General features: G+C 61.5%; 21 protein-coding genes. 8 read left to right on the forward strand and 13 right to left on the reverse strand.

Translation table 11 applies throughout. From position 1 onward, the window contains the following. Positions 1-744: 744 nt before the first annotated feature. Genes IB254_RS26420 through nirS form a run of 11 tightly spaced genes read right to left on the reverse strand, consistent with a single transcriptional unit; the run spans position 745 to position 9,637 of the window. Positions 745-2,232, reverse strand: a complete 1,488-nt coding sequence (locus IB254_RS26420) for a cytochrome D1 domain-containing protein (RefSeq protein ID WP_192420329.1) — start codon at positions 2,230-2,232, stop codon at positions 745-747. Further along, a complete protein-coding gene (gene cobA / locus IB254_RS26425; protein WP_192420331.1) occupies positions 2,229-3,068 on the reverse strand; it encodes a uroporphyrinogen-III C-methyltransferase in 840 nt (279 codons plus the stop codon). The genes IB254_RS26420 and cobA overlap by 4 nt, the downstream gene beginning before the upstream one ends. A 52-nt stretch (positions 3,069-3,120) precedes the next feature. After that, entirely contained in the window at positions 3,121-4,299 is a 1,179-nt protein-coding gene (gene nirJ, locus IB254_RS26430; protein ID WP_192420333.1) for a heme d1 biosynthesis radical SAM protein NirJ, read from the reverse strand. Positions 4,300-4,325: 26 nt separating this feature from the next. After that, on the reverse strand, positions 4,326-4,829 hold the full coding sequence (locus IB254_RS26435; protein ID WP_008043669.1) for an Lrp/AsnC family transcriptional regulator: 504 nt from the start codon (positions 4,827-4,829) through the stop codon (positions 4,326-4,328). After that, positions 4,804-5,247, reverse strand: a complete 444-nt coding sequence (locus IB254_RS26440) for an Lrp/AsnC family transcriptional regulator (RefSeq protein WP_008034421.1) — start codon at positions 5,245-5,247, stop codon at positions 4,804-4,806. Before IB254_RS26440 ends, IB254_RS26435 begins: the two co-directional genes overlap by 26 nt. Next, positions 5,240-5,755, reverse strand: a complete 516-nt coding sequence (locus IB254_RS26445; protein WP_192420335.1) for an AsnC family protein — start codon at positions 5,753-5,755, stop codon at positions 5,240-5,242. The genes IB254_RS26440 and IB254_RS26445 overlap by 8 nt, the downstream gene beginning before the upstream one ends. Continuing rightward, entirely contained in the window at positions 5,752-6,210 is a 459-nt protein-coding gene (locus tag IB254_RS26450; RefSeq protein ID WP_192420337.1) for an Lrp/AsnC family transcriptional regulator, read from the reverse strand. Before IB254_RS26450 ends, IB254_RS26445 begins: the two co-directional genes overlap by 4 nt. A gap of 1 nt (position 6,211) precedes the next feature. After that, on the reverse strand, positions 6,212-7,390 hold the full coding sequence (locus IB254_RS26455; RefSeq protein WP_192420339.1) for a cytochrome D1 domain-containing protein: 1,179 nt from the start codon (positions 7,388-7,390) through the stop codon (positions 6,212-6,214). After that, the gene (locus tag IB254_RS26460; RefSeq protein WP_192420341.1) at positions 7,387-7,713 is read right to left on the reverse strand and encodes a c-type cytochrome; all 327 of its coding nucleotides are present in this window, start codon (positions 7,711-7,713) and stop codon (positions 7,387-7,389) included. The genes IB254_RS26455 and IB254_RS26460 overlap by 4 nt, the downstream gene beginning before the upstream one ends. Before the next feature lie 16 nt (positions 7,714-7,729). Then, positions 7,730-8,044 (reverse strand): c-type cytochrome, encoded by a 315-nt coding sequence (locus IB254_RS26465; protein WP_192420343.1) that lies wholly within the window; start codon positions 8,042-8,044, stop codon positions 7,730-7,732. A gap of 24 nt (positions 8,045-8,068) precedes the next feature. Continuing rightward, positions 8,069-9,637 carry a nitrite reductase gene (nirS, locus tag IB254_RS26470; RefSeq protein ID WP_225602511.1) on the reverse strand — a complete coding sequence of 523 codons (1,569 nt, stop codon included), beginning with the start codon at positions 9,635-9,637 and terminating at the stop codon, positions 8,069-8,071. Positions 9,638-9,950: 313 nt separating this feature from the next. On the opposite strand from nirS, the gene IB254_RS26475 reads away from it, so the two are divergent. From IB254_RS26475 to IB254_RS26500, 6 genes are all read left to right on the forward strand, one after another. After that, positions 9,951-10,754, forward strand: a complete 804-nt coding sequence (locus tag IB254_RS26475) for a CbbQ/NirQ/NorQ/GpvN family protein (RefSeq protein WP_008043675.1) — start codon at positions 9,951-9,953, stop codon at positions 10,752-10,754. Beyond that, positions 10,738-11,325, forward strand: coding sequence for a cytochrome c oxidase subunit 3 family protein (locus tag IB254_RS26480; protein ID WP_192420347.1), 588 nt, complete (start codon positions 10,738-10,740; stop codon positions 11,323-11,325). The genes IB254_RS26475 and IB254_RS26480 overlap by 17 nt, the downstream gene beginning before the upstream one ends. A 10-nt stretch (positions 11,326-11,335) precedes the next feature. After that, positions 11,336-11,593 carry a cytochrome C oxidase subunit IV family protein gene (locus IB254_RS26485; RefSeq protein WP_192420348.1) on the forward strand — a complete coding sequence of 86 codons (258 nt, stop codon included), beginning with the start codon at positions 11,336-11,338 and terminating at the stop codon, positions 11,591-11,593. Positions 11,594-12,678: 1,085 nt separating this feature from the next. Then, a complete protein-coding gene (locus IB254_RS26490; RefSeq protein ID WP_008029662.1) occupies positions 12,679-13,119 on the forward strand; it encodes a c-type cytochrome in 441 nt (146 codons plus the stop codon). A 3-nt stretch (positions 13,120-13,122) separates the two neighbouring features. Further along, positions 13,123-14,550, forward strand: a complete 1,428-nt coding sequence (locus IB254_RS26495; RefSeq protein ID WP_008029660.1) for a cbb3-type cytochrome c oxidase subunit I — start codon at positions 13,123-13,125, stop codon at positions 14,548-14,550. A 78-nt stretch (positions 14,551-14,628) separates the two neighbouring features. Further along, positions 14,629-16,470, forward strand: coding sequence for a nitric oxide reductase activation protein NorD (locus tag IB254_RS26500; protein ID WP_192420349.1), 1,842 nt, complete (start codon positions 14,629-14,631; stop codon positions 16,468-16,470). 8 nt (positions 16,471-16,478) lie between these two features. Here IB254_RS26500 and IB254_RS26505 read toward each other — a convergent pair whose 3' ends face one another. Beyond that, complete coding sequence (locus tag IB254_RS26505; RefSeq protein ID WP_008029656.1) at positions 16,479-16,661, reverse strand: hypothetical protein; 183 nt, start codon at positions 16,659-16,661, stop codon at positions 16,479-16,481. Between the two features lie 5 nt (positions 16,662-16,666). Continuing rightward, positions 16,667-17,350: a Crp/Fnr family transcriptional regulator gene (locus IB254_RS26510; RefSeq protein ID WP_192420350.1), complete on the reverse strand. Its 684-nt coding sequence runs from the start codon at positions 17,348-17,350 to the stop codon at positions 16,667-16,669. Positions 17,351-17,820: 470 nt separating this feature from the next. On the opposite strand from IB254_RS26510, the gene IB254_RS26515 reads away from it, so the two are divergent. Together IB254_RS26515 and IB254_RS26520 are read left to right on the forward strand one after the other, a co-directional pair. Further along, a complete protein-coding gene (locus IB254_RS26515; RefSeq protein ID WP_192420351.1) occupies positions 17,821-19,011 on the forward strand; it encodes an NnrS family protein in 1,191 nt (396 codons plus the stop codon). Positions 19,012-19,039: 28 nt separating this feature from the next. Beyond that, complete coding sequence (locus tag IB254_RS26520; RefSeq protein ID WP_192226591.1) at positions 19,040-19,477, forward strand: CopD family copper resistance protein; 438 nt, start codon at positions 19,040-19,042, stop codon at positions 19,475-19,477. Positions 19,478-19,554 lie beyond the last annotated feature (77 nt).

The following is a 19,554-nucleotide window of genomic DNA, read 5'->3' on the forward strand; positions in this document are numbered from 1 at the left end:
TCCGTGGGCCCGCCGCCATCGGCCATCCCTGGCCGGGGGCGGCTAACCCGGCATCCATGCCGGGTTGCCCACTGCGCAGAACCTCCACTCGGCCTTCCGACGGGGCAGATCAAAATCAAAAGCCAAAGCAAAGCAAAGCAAAGCAACAGCAGCAGACGCGGTAATTGGCCATGACACCAATCAACTGTAGGAGCCGGCTTGCTGGCGATAGCGTCCGTCCAGCCAATACATACGTTGACTAATCTACCGCCATCGCCAGCAAGCCGGCTCCTACACAGGGATTGGGTTCACACGATTCAAAATTGTAGGAGCCAGCTTGCTGGCGATGGGCGTCAACGATAACGCGGGCTGTCTGAATGAACGCGTTGCCCCGACGTTTTTCGCCGGCAAGCCGGCTCCTACAGGGAATCCCATACGCTTTTGACTTTCACCACTCATCAGGCCGAGCGTTAGCTCGCCTTCAGCTTTTGATTTTGAGGTACACGCCCCCTCGAGAGGCCGAGCGTAGGTTCTGCGCAGTGGGCAACCCGGCATGGATGCCGGGTTAGCCGCCCCCGGCCATGGATGGCCGATGGCGGCGGGCCCACGGAGCAGGACCGGAGCGAGGGCATGCCGAGCATTAGCGAGGCACCGAACGAAAGGGGCAAGAGCCCTTTGGTTACTTTGGGGCTTTTCCAAAGTGACTCGCCGTAAGGGCGAAACCGCCAGCCGCCATCACCAAAAAAACGGATATACACCCAACCCCTAATGCGAAGTCCCCTCCACAAACTCGATCTTGTTACCAACGTTGTACTTGCCCGACGGCTTGTTCATCGGGATACGCTTGATCTCCTCAAGCGTGTCACTGTCATAAACAATCAGCGCCCCATCCGTGGCCCAAATGCTCAGTAGCAAGTGCCGACCATCGCGAGTGAACTCGACGTGCGCCGCCGTCTTGCCAGGCATCGGACGCAAGGTACGAGCGATTTCCAGGGTCTGTTTGTCGATCAAATGAATCGCATCGTTGTCCGGCCCGAAAAACACATCCGTCCAGGCATACCGCGAATTGACGTGACTGCGCATGAAAAACCCCGGCCCCAGTGTCGGGATTTCCTTGATCAGCTTCCAGGTCTTGAAATCGATGACCGAGATCAGCCCCTTGCTGATGTTCGGCGTGGCAAACACCCACTGACCGTTGCGTTTCCAATAGGTACCGGACCCCAGGTGCGGCATGCCCGGCAACGGAATGTCGGTGACCACCTTGCCACTGTCGAGGTCGATCACCTGACCACCTTTGGCCTTGCGCGACGTGGCCAGCAACTGCTTGTAGTCCGGTGAAAAGGAAAAGTCGTCGAGCATGTCCTCAGCCTCGATCCGTCGCGGCTCGAAATCCGGAGTCCCGGCGCTCGACAGTTCCCAGACTTCCTTCACGTCCTTGAGCGCGACGATGAAACTGTCCCGTGGCGGCGCGGTGTAGACCGCGCTGACCCGTGACGCCGTGCCGTCCTGGCCGATGGCTGGAATGGTCTTGACCAGCGACAGATCGCGGGCATCCAGCACGACAAGATTGCCCGGCAAATAGTTACCCACCAACACCCAGCGACCATCCTTGCTCACCGCCAGGTTCCGGGTGTTGAGCCCGGCGCGGACCTCGGCGATCAGCTTCAGGTTGTGCAGGTCGTACAGGCTGACCCAGCCATCGCGCGAGGCGACGTAGACGAAGCGCCCGTCGGGTGAGAACTTCGGCCCGCCATGCACGGCAAAGTGCGAGGTAAACCGCGCCAGCACCTCGAAGCGATCGCCGTCGAGGATGTTGATGTGGTGATCGCCAGCTTCCACCACCACGAACAGGTTCAGCGGATCGGCGCCATGCTGGGGCGTGTTGGGCAGCTTGTTGATGTCGGCGAACATCGAGTGACTGCCGCGAATCTCGTCGTTGCTCCAGGTCGGCGCGGTGGTGGGCGGTTGCTGAAGGTAGCTCACCAGCGCGTCGATCTGTGCCGGGTTGAACACGTTGGCAAACCCGGCCATCTGGCTGGCGGGGCGGCCGTTCTGGATCACGCTGCGGATTTCATCGGGTTTGATCCGGCTCAGACTCTCTGGCAACAACGCCGGCCCGGTACCGCCGAAACGGTTGGCGCCATGGCAGCTTTGGCAATGCTGGCGGTAGTCGTTCGCGGCGTGTTCAAGTGCCGGATCAGCGGCGCCAACGACAGCACTGACCCATAACAACGGCAGCAGCCCGCGCTTCATAGCGCCACCTTGCCGTGCCGTTGCAACGCCTGGACAGGATAAAAACGCGCCGGGTATTCCATCGGTTGTGCCGCGAACAGATCGACCACCTTGCCGATCACCGTCAGCGTCGGAATACCGGGCGGGCACTCCAGCGCCAACGTCGGCAGTTGATGCAACAAACCACGGGCAACGTGCTGGTCGGCGCGCGTGCCGTTGCTGACCAGCGCTGCCGGTGTGTCGGCCGGCAACCCGGCCTCGATCAGGTTCCGGGCGATAACCCCGAGGTTCGATAAGCCCATGTAAAACACCAGGGTCTGGCTGCTGTCGGCCAGATCGTGCCAAGGCAGTTTCAACTCGCCGTCGTGTTGCAAGTGGCCGGTGATGAATCGACAGGAGTTGACCAGGTCCCGGTGCGTCAGCGGGATGCCGGCGTAAGCGCTGCACCCGGACGCGGCGGTGATGCCCGGCACCACTTGGCAGTCGATGTTGCGCTGCAGCAGATACTGCAACTCCTCGGCACCGCGACCGAAGATGAACGGGTCGCCACCCTTGAGCCGGACCACGCGTTGCCCTTGCTCGGCGAGGTCGGCCAGCAGCTCGTTGATTTGTTCCTGGGGCAGGCTGTGGCAGCCGCTGGCCTTGCCGACGTAATGCCGGGCGCAAGTGAGGGGGATCAGCGTCAGCAGGTCGGGGCTGATCAGACGGTCGTAAACCACGGCGTCGGCCTGCATCAACAGGCTCCAGGCGCGCAGGGTCAGCAGGCGTGGATCGCCGGGGCCCGCGCCGACCAGGGCGACTTCGCCCGGTCTGAACAGGGACGCAAGTGCGGCCGGTAAAATAATCGATGGGTACATGGGACGTCCTTGGTTCTTCATCAGGTTGGCCGGGGCTTGCCAGGCGGATGCTTCAGTGCATGACGCAAGGGATGGTCGTGATGGGCGGCACACCGATTTCTTCATCGCTGAGGTGGCAACCGGGGTCCTGCCCCCACAGATCGCCTTCGGCCCAGGCGCGGGTTCGGGTGTTGCCGTTGCAGATGTCCAGCCAGCGACATTGGCCACAGCGGCCGCCGACGGCGCGCGGATGCACCCGCAGCTGCTGCAACAAGGTGTCCGGCCGGTCCAGCCACAGCGTGCGAAACGGTGTGTGCCGCACGTTGCCCACCGAGTGCTGCCACCAATAGGTGTCCGGGTGTACTTCGCCGGTGTTGTCGATGTTGGCGATGCCGCTGCCCGAGGCATTGCCGCCCCAGGCACGCAGCATGTGTTCCAGGCGCGGGTAATGTTCAGGCAGATGCAGCCCCACCCATTGCAGCAACAGAACCGCGTCGGCATCGTTGTTGCCGCTGACGAAATCGCTGTCGCGGCCCTGCGCGATGTCTTCCCAGGCGCGTTCGAAAATCTGCGTCATCGCCTCGCGGCTCATCTGTTGCCGGGCGTCGAGCTGGCGGCTGCGTTTGCCGCGACCGCTGTAGTTGAGGTGCGACAGGTAAAACTTTTGCACGTCGTACTCGCGCATCAGCGCCAGCAATTGGGGAAGCTGCGCATGGTTTTCCTGGGTCAGGGTGGTGCGCAGGCCGACCCGAATACCTTGTTCGCGACAGAGGCGGATCGCCCGCATGGAACTGGCAAAACTGCCCTTGAGTTGGCGGAAGGCGTCATGGGTGGCTTCCAGGCCATCGATGCTGATCCCGACATAGTCGAAATTCGCCGCACGGATCTGCGTGATGTTGTGCTCATCGATCAGCGTGCCGTTGGTGGACAAGGCAACAAAGAAACCCTTGGCGCGGGCGTAGGCGCTGAGCACAAACAGATCGTCACGCAACAGCGGCTCACCGCCGGACAGGATGAGCACCTTCACCCCGGCAGCGCGCAGATCATCGATCACGCTCAGTGCGGCGGGCGTATCCAGTTCGTCGCGAAAGACGCTGTCGGCTGAGGTTGCGTAGCAGTGTTTGCAGGTCAGGTTGCAGCGTCGCAGCAGGTTCCAGATCACCACGGGCGGCCGGTTGCTGCCCGGTGGGCTGGTTCTGGGGGCGGGCGCCTGGCCGGCCAGCGCACGCAGGTATTGGCTGATCCTTAACATGCAACTCTCCTTGAGTCGGCGCGCGTTCAGTGCGTTGCGGGTGGCAGGCGCAATCCGGTTTTTTTCAGGATGCGGCTGCTCACCAGCATCTCGTCGGCGGCACAGGCATCGCCCAGCAAGTAGCGCAGGTGTTCGCGGTAGCTGTCGATTTCCTCGCTGCTGCGACCGTGCACCATGGCAAACAGGTTGTAGCGCCAGTCCTCACGGCGCGGGCGTCGATAGCAATGGCTGACGAAGGGCTGCGCACCGATCAGCGCGCCGAGGCGCGGCATGTCGGCGTCGCGCACATCCCAGACCGTCATGCCGTTGTAGCGATAGCCAAGGCGATAGTGGTTGGGGACGGCGGCTATGCGCCGGATGGCCCCCTCGGCCTGCAAACGCTTGAGCAAGTCCAGGGTGGATTCGATGCTCAAGTCCAACTGCTCGGCGAGCCAGGCCCAAGGGTCGTCCAGTAATGGCAGGCCGGTCTGGGTCAGCTCGATCAGGCGATGGGCCAGGGTGTCTTCAGACCGGGAAATACAAACCGACATGGTAGGTCTCCTCTTTGGGCAGATTCAGCAGCGGCAAGCCGGTCAGGGATTCAATGCGCTGCAGGGTCTCGGCGATGCCTTGTTCGGTCGGGCAACCGAGCACAAACCACATGTTCCAGGGGTGTTCGCGTCGATAGTTGTGGGCCACTTCCGGCAGTGCGTGCAGTTGCTCGGCGACGTCTTCGAAGCGTTCTTCCGGCACCGCCAGCGCCGCGAGCGTGAAGGCACCGCCCAGCCGTTCAATGTCGAACATCGGGCCGAAGCGCGTGAGCACGCCGTCTTCCAGCAGTGCGTGGAGCCGATCGAGCAGTTCGCTGCTGCTGCTTTGCAGTTCGGCGGCCAGTACTTTCCAGGGATGGCGCACCAGCGGCAGGCCCAGTTGCAAGCGGTTGATCAGTCGACGGTCGAGGTCATCCACGGTCGGAGGCTCCTGTTGGTGAAGGCGCAAAGCGCCCGCCGCATTGTTTGAAGGCGTGGGTGCTGAACAGCAGTTGGTGGGGCAGGTCGCTCAGCAGGTGTTCTTCGAGCAGCGCCTGAATGTGCGCCGCGACTTGATCGCGTTGGCGACCGTGAACCATGCAGAACAGGTTGTATCGCCAGTCAGGCAAGCGTCGCGGCCGTTGATAGCAGAGGGTGATGCCGGGCGCTCGCCCAAGGCGCTGGCCGACTTCGTCGATCAACGCGTCCGGAATGTCCAGCACCAGCATCGCGTTGGCGGTAAAGCCCAGCGCTCGATGGTTGAGCACCAGGCCAACCCGGCGGAACAACCCTTGCTCGTGCCACTGGTGCATTTGCGCGAGCACCTGGTTTTCCTCGGCGTTGATCCGTTCGGCGAGTGCCTGATAAGGACGCGAGACCAGCGGCAACCCGCCTTCCAGGTGCCGACGCAGGGCCAGTGCCTGTTTGGGATTCAATGGCGCTTTCATCGGTTTTCTCCCAGGGCAAAGCCGAGGTCGATGCGGTAAGCGGTCAACATCGGCAGGTCCAGTGGGGTGAGTCCGGTGTCGTACTCCAGTTCTTCGAGAATGCGCTCGATGTGTTGGCGATCGGGGCCGGTCAACACAAACCACAGGTTGTAGTGATGCTCGCGCGCGTAGTTGTGATTGACCTCGGGGTACTGGCTGACGCGCTCGGCGACCTGATGCAGGCGTTCGGCGGGCACGGCGAGGGCGGCGAGGGTGCTGGCGCCGGCACGGCTGTGGTCGAACACCGGACCGATCCGCGACAAGGCCCCGGCCAGTTCCAGGCGTTGCAGACAGGCGATCACTTGCGACTCGCTGCAACCCAACACCTGGGCTATTTCGAGATAAGGTTCCGGACACAGCGGCATGCCATGCTGGAAGCGATCGATCAGTTGGCAGGCAAGCAGGTCGAGGTCCATTTCAATAACCCATTTTTTGTGCGCGGCTGCTGAAGAAGATGCCGCTCGGTGCAGTGGCCGGCAGGGTGCTCAGCTGTTTCAGGCTGTACGGGTCCCAGACCTGAACCTGATTGCCGTCGCGTAACGACAGCCACAGCTGATCGCCGCGTGCGGTGAATTCCATGTGCAGCACCGCCGGGCCCGGTCGCAGGTCGGCGACCACGGCGTGGGTTTCGGTGTCGATCACCTGGACCCGATCGTTGTCCGGGTAGGCGAAATTGACCCACAGTTGCCGACCGTCCGGGCGCGAGGTGACGAACACCGGTTGGCCGGCCACGGGGATCACGGCGCTCTGCTGCCAGGTGCGCGAATCCATCACCAACACCTGATGGCGACCGACAGCGGGGACGAAGGCCTGATGGTCGGCGACGGCCCAGCCCTCAAGGTGCGGCATTTTGTAGACCGGCAGTTTTGCCTGGCCGCGTCCGTAATCACCGAGCACCCGCTTTACCCCACGCTCGGGATGCCAGAGGTCAAGTTGCGCCATGCCGTCTTCGCCGAACAGGCCGGCCATGTAGTAGCGCCCGTCCGGGGTGATCAGCGCGTCGTAGGGTTGCTCGCCGATGTCGGTGAAGCGGTTGATCTGCGGGGTGGTGCCCTGGCTGAAATCCAGGGTCCAGATCTCGCCGGTGTCGAACAGGCTGAACACAAAACGCTGGCCAGGCGCGTCGACCAGGCCGACCACGCGGGAACGCTTGCTGCCATCGGCCAGCGGGGTGGCGGGAATGTCGGCCACCAGCTGCAAGGTTTCGGCATCAAAGACCTTGACCCCGCCCGGCACATAGTTGGACACGGCGATCAATTTGCCGTCCTGACTGATGGCGCCGCCGATGCTGTTGCCGCCCTGGATCACTCGGTGATCGATGCGTCGGGTCAGCAGGTCGATCTTGCTCAGACCGCCGTCGCGGCCGAACACATAGGCAAAACGCTGGTCGCGGGAGAACACCACCGAGGCGTGGGACAGGTCGCCCAACCCTTCGAGCCGGGCCAGCGAAGTGCGGTTGTCGCTTTCGATGATTTGCAGGCTGCCGGTGGCGCGTTCCACCACCACGCCCAAGTCGCCGGTGCCACGCAAGGGTGGCTGAGCGCAGGCGGACAATAACAGTCCGGTCGCCGCTGACAGCAGGATTGAACGGATCATGGTGCGGGATATCCCTGGAGAAGAAGATCGATCAGCCAACGGATGTCGGCGGTGCTGAGCAGCGGGGCCCAACCGGGCATCGCGGTGCCGGGCCGGCCATGGGTGACTGTGGCGATCAGGCTGTCCCTGGACTTGCCCGCCAGCGCTGCGCGGGTCAGTTCGGGGCCGAGGCCGCCGGTCATGTGCAGCCCATGGCAGGCGCCGCAGTCCTGGGTCAGCAGGTGTTCGAGTTGCGCCTGACGCTGGGCGTCGGGCGCGGCAACCGTGGTTGCGCAAATGAGGAGGAGGGCCGCCAGAACCAGAGCCTTTCGATAAATCATCATGGCGCCCTCCAGGCGGTTATTTGAGTGTCAGGACCCAGGTCGCGAGAATCTTCGCTTCCTCATCCGTGACCGGGTTTGCCGGCATCGGCATCGGTCCCCAATTGCCCTGTGTGCCGTTTTTGATATGAGTGGCCAGGGTGTCCGCGGCCCCGGCTACGCCCGCATTCTTGGCCGCTACATCCTTGAGTGCCGGGCCGACCAGTTTGGTGTCGATGGAGTGGCAGGCGGCGCAGGGTTTGCTCTTGAACAGCTCCAGCGCGTCCTGGGCCATGGCCGGTTGCACGCTCAGCGCAGCGGTCAGGGCGAACAGTGAAAGCAGAGTATTTTTCATGGTGTTTCCTTGCATTGATGGAGCTCAATAGATGTCGTGTTGGGTGTTGTAGACGTTGAACTTTCCGGTGGGTGTGATCAGTCGTTTGTCCTTGATGACTGACTTGAGCTTCAGGGTTTTATCGTCGATCACTACCAGCGCCGATTCGTCGGCCTGGCCGCTCCACACGGAGAACCAGACTTCATCGCCGGCCTTGTTGTATTCCGGTTGCACGACGCGCATCGCCCCTTGCTTGATGCCTGCGTATTCGGCGATGGGCAGCACGGTGTAGCCGGCGTCGAGCTTGTCGATGTTGAACACCGCCACCGACTGACTGAGTTTTGCGTCCGGGTTGAGGGTGGTGTCGACGTACAGGTGACGGGAGTTGGGGTGGGTCTTGATGAACAGCGATCCACCGCCCTGGCCCTTGATCGAGGCGACCTGTTTCCAGGCGTATTGCGCGTGTTTGATTGGGTCGGTGCCGATCAGCGAGATGCCTTCATCGCCCAGGTGGCTGGTGGCCCAGACAGGCCCGTAGGTCGGGTGGTCGAAGTTGGCGCCGCGCCCAGGGTGCGGGGTTTTGCCGACGTCCACGAGCGCGGTCAACTTGCGTTCCTTGGAGTCGATCACGGCGACTTTGTTGGAGTTGTTGGCGGCGGTCATGAAGTAGCGGTGCGTGCTGTCCCAACCGCCGTCATGCAGGAACGGCGCGGCGTCGATGGAGGTGACGGTGAGGTTCTTGATGTCCTGGTAATTGACCAGCATGACCTTGCCGGTTTCCTTGACGTTGACGATGAACTCCGGCCATTCGTGGGACGCGATGATCGCCGCGACCCTCGGCTCAGGGTGATATTCCTGCTTGTCGACGGTCATGCCGCGTGTCGAGACGATCTGCTTCGGCTCCAGGGTTTCGCCGTCCATGATGGTGAACTGCGGCGGCCAATAGGAACCGGCGATGGTGTACTTGTCTTCGTAGCCCTTGAATTTGGAGGTCTCGACCGAGCGTGCTTCGATGCCCACTTTGACTTCGGCGACCTTGGTCGGCTCCACCGGCCACAGGTCGATCATGTCGATCCGGGCGTCGCGGCCAATCACCAGCAAGTAGCGGCCCGAGGCGGAGATCCGCGAGATGTGCACCGCATAACCGGTCTCGATCAGCTTGACGATTTTCTTGCTGTCGCCGTCGATCAGGGCAATCTTGCCGTCATCGCGCAACGTCACCGAAAACAGGTTGGGCAGGTCAAGTTTGCTCAGTTGTTTTTTCGGACGATCCTCGGGTTTGACCAGCACCTTCCAGGTTTTCAGCGTCTCGGCCATGCCCCATTCCGGTGGTGTCGGCGGCGTGTGCTGAACGAATTTGGCCATGGCCGTGATTTGCTCCTTGGTCAGGGCATTGGACGTCCCCCAGTTCGGCATGCCTGCCGGTGAACCGTAGGTAATCAAGGCCTCCAGGAACGGTTGCCCGCGTGACTGGGTGATGTCCGGGGTCAGCGGCTTGCCGGTCGCCCCTTTGCGCAGCACGCCGTGACAGCCGGCGCAGCGCTGGAAGTAGATTTCCTTGGATGAATCGAACTCGGCCCGGCTCATATCGGGAGCGCCAGCGGTTTTGACCATGGGCGGTGAGGCGGCGGGCTCGTTGGCTCTAGCTGCGTGAGACACCGCAAAGGCCAGTGTCGAACACAGGGTGGCGACGGTCAGAGCAAACGTTTTTCTATTGCTGATCAGCATTCCATTTCTCCTCAGGCAAGACCTTTGCGATGCGCTGGAACGGCAGCACAGGACGCAGGTTCTTAGTGCGCTGCAAGGCTATGCCCGAGCAGGCCAATGCCCGCTTGACGGCGATCAAGTTTGTCGGCCATGTCACTTGCCAGGTTGTCGCAGGGGTCCGTAGCGTGTCCCTCAATTCTGTTGTTGAATCAGGTGCCCCATGGACCATCTCCCGTCTGGCGAACACAAGGCCGAACCCTTCTACCAACCGCTCAACAATGAGGAGGCGCTGTTCGAGCAGGCCTGGCAACACGGCATGCCGGTGCTGATCAAGGGGCCGACCGGTTGCGGCAAAACCCGTTTCGTCCAGCACATGGCGCATCGGTTGAACCTGCCGCTGTACACCGTGGCGTGCCACGACGACCTGAGCGCGGCAGACTTGATCGGTCGCCATCTGATCGGTGCCCAAGGCACTTGGTGGCAGGACGGACCGCTGACCCGCGCGGTACGCGAAGGCGGCATCTGTTATCTCGATGAAGTGGTCGAGGCGCGCCAGGACACCGTGGTGGTGTTGCATCCGCTGGCCGACGATCGTCGTGAGTTGTTCCTGGAGCGCACCGGCGAGGTGTTGCAGGCGCCGCCGTCCTTCATGCTGGTGGTGTCCTACAACCCCGGTTACCAGAACCTGCTCAAAGGCATGAAACCCAGTACCCGACAACGCTTCGTGGCGATGCGTTTCGATTACCCGCCGGTGGCCGATGAAGAGCGCATTGTTGCCCGCGAGGCTCAGGTGGACAGCGCGCTGGCAGCGCAAGTGGTCAGGCTGGGGCAGGCGCTACGGCGGCTCGATCAGCATGATCTGGAGGAAGTCGCTTCGACGCGGTTGCTGATTTTCACCGCACGAATGATCCGCGCCGGCATGAGCCCGCGTGAGGCGTGCATGGCCTGCCTGGCCGAACCATTGAGCGACGATCCGCTGACCGTTGCGGCGCTGATGGACGTGGTTGATGTCCACTTCGGTTGAGCCCGGCGGCGTTGCGCCCAGGCATTTGCCGGGTGATCTGGCGATGTGGTTTTTCATTCTGGCCGAGCTGTCGGTGTTTGCCATTCTGATTCTGGTGTTCGCCGTGACCCAGGCACTCAAGCCGCAGCTGTTCAGCGAAAGTCGTCTGTTGCTGAACACGTCGACCGGTCTGGCGATGACCCTGAGCCTGCTGACCGCAGGACTGTTCGCGGCGCTGGCGCAGACGCAAGTCAGGCGTTCAAGGCCTCGCTACGGCGCTGTCTGGTTGTTGGCGGCGTTGTTCGTCGCCAGTGTCTATGTGGTGTTGAAAGTCACTGAGTACCGACACTTGCTGGCCTCGGGGCTGGGGATGGAGCACAACACGTTTTTCACGCTGTACTGGATCCTCACCGGGTTTCATTTTCTTCATGTGTTGCTTGGCATGTTCATCCTCGGATGGCTGGCCGAGCGTTGCCGTCGTGGGTTGTACGACGCCCGTAACCGCAGTGGATTTGAATCCGGCGTGTTGTATTGGCACATGGTTGATCTGATCTGGGTGGTGTTGTTTCCGCTGGTTTACGTGCTGGGTTGATGAGGTTTTCATGTCTGCTTCCAGGTTCTTGTTTGTCTGCTGGGCAGCGTTGGCCACGCTGAGCGTGAGTACTGTGTTGCTGGCGCAGTCGGGGGCGACAGGGATGTTGTCCGTGGCCATTTTGCTGGTGGCGGTTGTCAAGGCCTGGTTGATTACTGATGGCTTTATGGAAATGCGCCATGCGCCGCGATTGTGGCGTCGGTTGTTGGTGAGTTGGGCGTTGGTGTTGGCGGTGGTTGTGGGGGGGATGTTGGTGGTGGTTGATTGAGTACATATCCGTTTCTGTGGTGATGGCGGGTATTGGTTTCGCCCTTACGGCGAGTCACTTGGAAGAGCGCCAAGTAACCAAGCGCTCTTGCCCCTTTCGTTCGGTGGCTCGCTAATGCTCGCCATACCCTCGCTCCGGTCCTGCTCCGTGGGCCCGCCGCCATCGGCCATCCCTGGCCGGGGGCGGCTAACCCGGCATCCATGCCGGGTTGCCCACTGCGCAGAACCTCCACTCGGCCTCTCGAGGGGGCGCTCAGATCAAAAGCGGAAGGCGAGCTAACGCTCGGCCTGATGAGTGGTGAGAAGCAAAAGCGCACGCAGGCCCCCTGTAGGAGCGAGGCTTGCCCGCGAAAAACGACCGGACAACGCGTTCATTCTGACAGCCCGCGTCATCGTTGACGTCCATCGCCAGCAAGCCGGCTCCTACAATTTCGTACTGTGTGAACCCAATCCCTGTGTAGGAGCCGGCTTGCTGCGGGCGGCGTTCCGACGATAGCGGTGAATCAGTCAACGTATGTATTGGCTGGACGGACGCCATCGCCAGCAAGCCGGCTCCTACAGGGGGGATGTGCAAACATCCAAAATTAGTGCGGCCACCACAGTGCGGAAGTGTGCACACGACCAAAGAGCCAGGTCGGCTTTCAGGCCGCCTCGGCGGCTGTGGCGGTAGTCGCCCCCTCGAGAGGCCGAGCGCAGGTTCTGCGTAGTGGGCAACCCGGCATGGATGCCGGGTTAGCCGCGCACGGCCAAGGATGGCCGATCGCGGCGGGCCCACGGAGCAGGACCGGAGCGAGGGAATGCCGAGCCTAGGCGAGGCACCGAACGAAAGGGGCAAAAGCGCTTTGGTTACTTTCGCGCTTTTCGAAAGTGACTCGCCGTAAGGGCGAAACCAATACCAGCCATCACCGCAAAAACGGATATGCCCCCCTTCAAAAAAACAAACCACCTGACACAAAAACGCTCCGACATTCGATCTGCGGCATCGGCAATACCCGAGCAAAACCATCGGAGTTTCTTGATCGCCATCAAGCAGGTTTCAACCCTTCGCTTCCTATCATGGACGGGCCAAGCAAAGAGGAAGCGACCATGTCAGAGACCTTCACCAAAGGCATGGCCAGGAACATCTACTTCGGGGGAAGCATCTTCTTCTTCCTGGTATTCCTGGCCTTGACCTACCACACGGAACAGACCTTCCCGGTGCGCAGTAACGAAGCGCAATTAACCGAATCAGTGATTCGCGGCAAAACAGTCTGGGAGCAAAACAACTGCATCGGCTGCCACACGCTGCTGGGCGAGGGCGCCTACTTTGCGCCTGAGCTGGGCAACGTCTTTCAGCGGCGCGGCGGGGAACAGGGCTTCAAACCTTTCCTGCATGCCTGGATGAAAATGCAGCCACTGGGCGTACCGGGCCGGCGCGCGATGCCTCAGTTCAAATTGAGTGACCAGGAGGTGGATGACATCGCCGAGTTCCTCAAATGGAGCTCGAACATCAACACCAATGGCTGGCCGCCAAACAAGGAGGGCTGAGCAATGAGCATTGCCAATCCACATCTGAAATTCGCCTCGCAAGCCGTGGCCAAACCGTACTTCGTGTTTGCCCTGATCCTGTTCCTCGGTCAGGTGCTGTTCGGTTTGATCATGGGCCTGCAATACGTGATCGGAGACTTTCTATTCCCGATCATTCCGTTCAACGTGGCGCGGATGGTGCACACCAACCTGTTGATTGTCTGGCTGCTGTTCGGCTTCATGGGCGCGGCCTACTACCTGATTCCGGAAGAAGCCGACCGAGAGCTGCACAGCCCGAAACTGGCAATCCTCCTGTTCTGGGTGTTCGCCGCCGCCGGTGTGCTGACGATCCTGGGCTATCTGCTGGTGCCGTATGCGGGCCTGGCCAGGTTGACCCATAACGAGTTGCTGCCGACCATGGGCCGGGAGTTCCTCGAACAGCCGACCATCACCAAGATGGGCATCGTGGTGGTGTGCCTGGGCTTCCTCTACAACATCGGCATGACCCTGCTCAAAGGTCGCAAGACCACCGTCAGCATGGTGATGATGACCGGGTTGATCGGGCTCGCGGTGTTCTTCCTGTTCTCCTTCTACAACCCCGGCAACCTCGCCCGTGACAAGTTTTACTGGTGGTGGGTGGTGCATCTTTGGGTGGAAGGCGTGTGGGAATTGATCATGGGTTCGATGCTCGCCTTTGTGCTGATCAAGATCACCGGGGTAGACCGGGAAGTCGTGGAGAAATGGCTGTACGTGATCATCGCTATGGCGCTGATTACCGGGATCATCGGCACCGGTCACCACTTCTTCTGGATTGGTGCGCCCGAGGTCTGGTTGTGGGTCGGCTCGATCTTTTCCGCCATGGAACCGCTGCCGTTCCTGGCCATGGTGATCTTCGCGTTCAGCATGGTGAAGAACCGTCGTCGGCAACACCCGAATCGTGCGGCCACGCTGTGGGCCAAGGGCACCACGGTCACGGCGTTCTTCGGTGCGGGCGTCTGGGGTTTTCTGCACACGTTGGCCCCGGTCAACTTCTACACCCACGGTTCGCAATTGACGGCGGCTCACGGTCACCTGGCCTTCTACGGCGCTTACGCGATGATCGTGATGACCTTGATCAGCTACGCCATGCCACGCTTGCGCGGCTTGGGTGAAGCCGGCGACGAGCGCTCGCAGACGCTGGAGATCTGGGGCTTCTGGTTGATGACCCTGTCGATGGTGATGATCACATTGTTCCTCACCGCTGCCGGTGTCGTGCAGGTCTACCTGCAACGCTGGCAGGCCGACGGAATCGCGTTGCCCTTCATGTCCACGGTCGAACATTTGCAAGTGCTGTTCTGGGCCCGCCTGGGTTCCGGTGTGGGTTTCTTCGCCGGGTTGCTCTGCTACTTGTTCAGCTTCAAGCAACGTGGCCGCGCCGCTTTGCGCGCCCCGGCTGCCGTGGTTCCGTCATGAGCCTGCATAACGGCTAGAAAAGGTCGGCCCGGCTGAGACAGCGGGCCGTTTTTTTGCTTTGGAAAAAGGGCAACTACCATGGCCTTTACCGTTGAACTGGAAGAGTGGGTCGGCAGTGTCTGGCACCGTTTCATCACCCGGCGCGCCAGCGCGGATTTCCCTGAGGCACGCGTTGAGCTGATCAGCCAGCAACGCCCACTGGCGCTGTTGTTTCGCGCCATGGGCGGTGCCAACGGTGTCGGCGTCGAAGCCGCCAGCGACCGCGATCTGCTGCTGCGGCGCAACGTGTTGCAGCAGATCGCCGGCACCTGCAAACAAGTGCCGTTGGCGTGGTGCGATGCGGCGAATCTTCGGCTGCCGTCGAGCCTGGCGGTGTTTCCTGACGTCGCTCTGAACGAAGAACTCTATCGTTGGCTCGCGCTGCTGGCGGCGCAGGCCGGGCCGATGCGTCACTGGGGGCGGGACAATCAGCGCTGGACGCAACAGCTGTTGCAGCGCTTCCCCGCGTTGCGCGTCCGCTATCAACGCCTGGTCGATGCGCATCTGCAATTACGCCCGGATCCGGCTTCGTTGAACCGCAGCGAAGCCGCGCTGGAACGGGCGTTATGCCAGGCGTTGCGTGAGCCGGGCAGTGTCGAGCATTTTCCACGTAGCGAACGCGCTGCCTGGCCGCTGCCATTGTGGTTGTACCCGCCGCAAAATTTCGCCAGCGCGCAGGCAGCCGATCTGGGCGATGAATCCGAAGAGTCGTTGACCACGCCACCCGGCGAACAGAAAAGCGGACGCAAACGCGCCACGCGGATCGATGAAAGCACCCGTGATGGCGGACTGTTGGTGGTGCGCCTGGAGAACCTGTTCAGCTGGACCGAACACGTGGATCTGGATCGCTGGTCAGACGACAGCGAAGACCCGGACGCCGCGCGGGTCGCCGATGACCTGGACGAACTGACGCTGTCGCGCACCCGTCTGCGCAAGGGCGGTGGCCTCAAGCTGCACCTGGATCTGCCGCCGGCCGATGTCGACGATATTCCCTTGGGCGAGGGCATCAAGTTGCCGGAGTGGGACTATCGCAAGCAGCGGATGCAGGACAGCTTCGTCAATCTGCAAATGATGGTGCCGCGCGACTGTGAAGCGCAGCCGCTGCCGCCACGGCTCAAGGCCTCGGCACGACGTTTGCGCCGTCAGTTCGAGCACCTGCGCAACGACCGCCAGTGGTTACGTCAGCAACCCCTGGGCTCTGAACTGGACATGCAGGCCTGGCTGGATTTTCACGTTGAACGCGAGCATGGCGAGTGCGCCGAACGGGGTTTGTTCATGGAACAACGCCAGACCCGCCGCGACCTCGCGTGCCTGCTGTTGGCCGATGTGTCGATGTCCACCGACGCCCATCTCAACGATGAACATCGTGTCATCGACGTCATCCGCGACAGCCTGCTGTTGTTCGGCGAAACCCTGTCGGTGCTGGGTGATGATTTTGCCCTGTACGGGTTTTCCTCGTTGCGTCGCCAGCAAGTGCGCATGCAGGAACTCAAGTCGTTCACCCAGCGTTATGACGACAACACCCGAGGTCGCATCCAGGGGCTCAAGCCGGGTTATTACACACGCATGGGCGCTGCCATTCGCCAGGCCACCAAACTGCTGGGCACCAGCAAACGACGCAGCAAATTGTTGTTGCTGCTGACCGACGGCAAACCGAATGATCTGGATTTGTATGAGGGCCGCTACGGTGTCGAAGACACCCGCGAGGCGGTGCGGGAGGCGCGGCGCCAGGGATTGACGCCGTTCTGCATCACGATTGATCGCGAGGCCGGGGATTACTTGCCGTACATGTTCGGCTCCAATGGCTACACCTTGATCCGCCAGCCCGAACAACTGCCCCTGCGCTTACCGCAGTTGTATCGCCAGTTGACCCAGCCTTGACCCTGGCATCAACGCGGGAGCCAGAAAAACATCGCCACGCAAAAGATCGTCAGGCCGATGCAGAACCACATGAACCGATGCTGCCGACGCTCCCCGGCGCGTTCGGCCAGTGCCGGCAGGGGCATGCCGCAGTGGCGGCATTCGGTTTCTTTTGATGGGTTGGCGTGTTGGCAATACAGGCAGACGGGCATGGCGCTCACTCGAACTGTTCCAGGCGTGGACGATCAAGAATGGCGATCTGGCGGCCGTCCTGGGTAATGATTTTTTCATCGATCAGGCGGCGGATGATGCGCGAGAACGTCTCCGGCTGGATCGACAGGTGCCCGGCAATCAGTTGCTTGGCCATCGGCAGTTCGAATTGACTGTCGACGGTTTGCTGGCGCACCAGTTGTGTCAGCAGATAGCGCACGACCCGGTGGGTAGCGTTTTTCAGTGACAGGGTTTCGATTTCGTTGACCCGCTGGTGCAGGCGAACGCAGAGCTTGCCCAGCAGCGCGAAAGTCAGCCGGCTGTTGTTCTGCAGCAAACGCATGTAGGTGCTGTTGGATAACCGGTAGAGCTGGGTAGGGCAGACCGCTTCGGCCGAGGCCACATAGTTGGGGGTGTCCATCAGCATCATCGCTTCGGCGAAGGTTTGCCGATCGCTGAGCACCTCGAATACTTTCTCCTGCCCGTCGGGTGTCAGGCGGTAGATCTTCACCGCCCCGGCAATCACGAAATAAAACGAATCGGCCGGCTCGCCCTGACGAAACAACGGCTCGCCTTTGTCGATGCTCAGCAGTTGGCTGGTACTCATCAATTCATCCAGCTGTTCTTCATTCAACGGCTCGAACAAGTGATGACTGCGCAGAATCTGGTGATGGACGCGATGAAGCACCATGGGAATTCATCCTGAAGGTTGAGGAGTGGCTTGCGATCAAGAATCAGACAAGGCCCAGGGAGATGCCGCTGGCCACCGCCAGGACAGAGGTCAACACCACAAACCAGGCCAGTGGCTGGACGACTTTTTTCATGAGGACTCCCGGGATCGAGTTTGCTTTGAGTTCCCGAGGCTTGAGCAAGACGCGGGCCATGCCTGAAGGCCTTTGTTTATTGGGGTTGTAGACGGACAGGGTAAAAAAGACCCATGCAGTCAGGGTAAAAACAACCTTCAAATGGTCATTTTTACCCTGCGTCAGCTACCGTTACAGCTAGGAAGTGCCGCCAGCCGTTGATCTGGAGCGGGGGCACGCCCCTTGCACACTTGATCTGCGACAAAGGCAATTGCTCGGCAATACCCGATGATTGCACCCGGAATTACCTCGCGCGCAGGTTGGCGCCAGGTCAGCAACAAGGTAGAGGAGTGGCTTTATGCAAGTGCTTGACCGCCGTAAAGCGATGGCCATCGCGCCGCTGTTACGTCTGGCCTTTCGGCCGTTCTTCCTCGCGGGCGGCCTGTTGGCTGTGCTGGTCATCCCGCTTTGGCTGGCGGCCTTCAGTGGTTCGTTGTCCGCGTGGCAACCGGCCGGTGGGTGGCTGGGCTGGCACCGGCACGAATTGCTGTTCGGGTTCGGGCTGGCGATTATTGCGGGCTTCCTGCTGACGGCCGTACAGACCTGGACCGGTCGCCCCGGCCTCAGCGGCAAACCGTTGGCCGCGCTGGCGCTGCTGTGGTTGGCGGCGCGCGTGGCGTGGCTGGTCAATGCGCCGTGGCCGCTGTTGGTGGTGCTGGAAATGGCGTTCCCGCTGGCGGTGGCGGCGTTGATGGGCTTCACGTTGTGGAAGGTACGGCAAAAGCGTAACTACCCGATTGTGATGGTCCTGCTGTTGCTGGCCGGGGCCGACGGGGTGTCCGTGTCGGGGCTGGTCGCAGGTCATGAAGGCTGGCAGCGTCAGGGCGTGCTGACCGGCATCTGGCTGGTGGCGGCCATGATGGGGTTGATCGGCGGGCGCGTGATTCCGTTCTTCACCCAGCGCGGCCTCGGCCGGGTTGACGCTGTTGCCCCTTGGCCATGGCTGGATTGGCTGCTGCTGATTGGCTCGCCACTGGTGGCGTTGCTGTATGCGGTCGACCCTGCGCTCAACGCCAATGTCTGGGTGGGTTTGTTGTTCGCGGTGCTGGGGGCTGGGCATCTGGTGCGCCTGGTGCGCTGGCAAGATCGCGGTCTGTGGCGCGTGCCGTTGTTGTGGTCGCTGCACCTGGCTTACGGCTGGCTGGCGGTGGCCTGTCTCGGCATGGCGCTGTGGCATTTCGGCGTACCGCTGAACCCGAGCCTGGCAGTGCATTGCCTGACGATCGGCGCCATGGGTGGTCTGGTGCTGGCGATGATCGCGCGGGTAACGCTCGGGCATACCGGCCGTGCGCTGGAGCCACCGTCGGGCATGACCTTGGCGTTCATTTTGCTCAATCTGGCGTGTCTGAGTCGGGTCGTGTTGATTGTGTTTTTCCCTTTGCCGGCGTTGTGGCTGGCCGGTCTGTGCTGGACGCTGGCGTTTGCGCTGTACGCCTGGCGTTATGGGCCGATGCTGCTGCGGGCCCGGGTCGACGGTCATCCGGGATGAGCAGGCCAACGAATGGAGGCGGGCGATGATGTACCCCTTTTTGTTGATTACGCATTTGCTGGCAGCCATCGCCTTCATCGGCACGCTGTTTTTCGAAGTGGTGATCTGGCACCGCGCACGCCAGCCGTTGGCAGAAACGGCGCGAGCGACGGCGGATCAGGCGATTGCCGTGCGCTCGCGCAAGGTGCTGCACGGTGTGGTGTTGCTGTTGTATGGCGCCGGCATCGCGCTCGCCTGGCAACACCGCGGTGTTTTGAGCCAGCCGCTGGCCAGCAGTTTTGGCACCTTGCTGAGCCTGAAAATCATCCTGGCCCTGAGCATCATCGGCCATTACCTGCTGCTGGCGTATTGGTTGAAAAGCGCGCGGCTGTCCACGACCCGCGCGACCTGGATTCGCCGCAGCATCCTCGGGCACATGGTGTTGATCGTGATCCTGGCCAAGGCGATGTTCTATTGGCACGGCTGATGGCGCTGTAAAACCGGTAGTTCTGAGGTGACGCCATTCGCGAGCAAGCCCGCTCCCACAGGGGAATATTGATCCCT

The sequence above is a fragment of the Pseudomonas sp. PDM03 genome (assembly GCF_014852385.1).
GTDB classification, from domain to species: domain Bacteria; phylum Pseudomonadota; class Gammaproteobacteria; order Pseudomonadales; family Pseudomonadaceae; genus Aquipseudomonas; species Aquipseudomonas migulae.

Coding starts and splice junctions, on each gene's coding strand:
- IB254_RS26480 (WP_192420347.1), top strand. CDS start 10,738: ATGTCCACTTCGGTTGAGCCCGGCGGCGTTGCGCCCAGGCATTTGCCG.
- IB254_RS26465 (WP_192420343.1), bottom strand. CDS start 8,044: ATGAAAAATACTCTGCTTTCACTGTTCGCCCTGACCGCTGCGCTGAGC.
- cobA (WP_192420331.1), bottom strand. CDS start 3,068: ATGTACCCATCGATTATTTTACCGGCCGCACTTGCGTCCCTGTTCAGA.
- IB254_RS26460 (WP_192420341.1), bottom strand. CDS start 7,713: ATGATGATTTATCGAAAGGCTCTGGTTCTGGCGGCCCTCCTCCTCATT.
- IB254_RS26455 (WP_192420339.1), bottom strand. CDS start 7,390: ATGATCCGTTCAATCCTGCTGTCAGCGGCGACCGGACTGTTATTGTCC.
- IB254_RS26495 (WP_008029660.1), top strand. CDS start 13,123: ATGAGCATTGCCAATCCACATCTGAAATTCGCCTCGCAAGCCGTGGCC.
- IB254_RS26485 (WP_192420348.1), top strand. CDS start 11,336: ATGTCTGCTTCCAGGTTCTTGTTTGTCTGCTGGGCAGCGTTGGCCACG.
- IB254_RS26475 (WP_008043675.1), top strand. CDS start 9,951: ATGGACCATCTCCCGTCTGGCGAACACAAGGCCGAACCCTTCTACCAA.
- IB254_RS26510 (WP_192420350.1), bottom strand. CDS start 17,350: ATGGTGCTTCATCGCGTCCATCACCAGATTCTGCGCAGTCATCACTTG.
- IB254_RS26435 (WP_008043669.1), bottom strand. CDS start 4,829: ATGTCGGTTTGTATTTCCCGGTCTGAAGACACCCTGGCCCATCGCCTG.
- IB254_RS26420 (WP_192420329.1), bottom strand. CDS start 2,232: ATGAAGCGCGGGCTGCTGCCGTTGTTATGGGTCAGTGCTGTCGTTGGC.
- IB254_RS26500 (WP_192420349.1), top strand. CDS start 14,629: ATGGCCTTTACCGTTGAACTGGAAGAGTGGGTCGGCAGTGTCTGGCAC.
- nirJ (WP_192420333.1), bottom strand. CDS start 4,299: ATGTTAAGGATCAGCCAATACCTGCGTGCGCTGGCCGGCCAGGCGCCC.
- IB254_RS26450 (WP_192420337.1), bottom strand. CDS start 6,210: ATGGACCTCGACCTGCTTGCCTGCCAACTGATCGATCGCTTCCAGCAT.
- IB254_RS26520 (WP_192226591.1), top strand. CDS start 19,040: ATGTACCCCTTTTTGTTGATTACGCATTTGCTGGCAGCCATCGCCTTC.
- IB254_RS26445 (WP_192420335.1), bottom strand. CDS start 5,755: ATGAAAGCGCCATTGAATCCCAAACAGGCACTGGCCCTGCGTCGGCAC.
- IB254_RS26515 (WP_192420351.1), top strand. CDS start 17,821: ATGCAAGTGCTTGACCGCCGTAAAGCGATGGCCATCGCGCCGCTGTTA.
- IB254_RS26505 (WP_008029656.1), bottom strand. CDS start 16,661: ATGCCCGTCTGCCTGTATTGCCAACACGCCAACCCATCAAAAGAAACC.
- nirS (WP_225602511.1), bottom strand. CDS start 9,637: ATGGTCAAAACCGCTGGCGCTCCCGATATGAGCCGGGCCGAGTTCGAT.
- IB254_RS26490 (WP_008029662.1), top strand. CDS start 12,679: ATGTCAGAGACCTTCACCAAAGGCATGGCCAGGAACATCTACTTCGGG.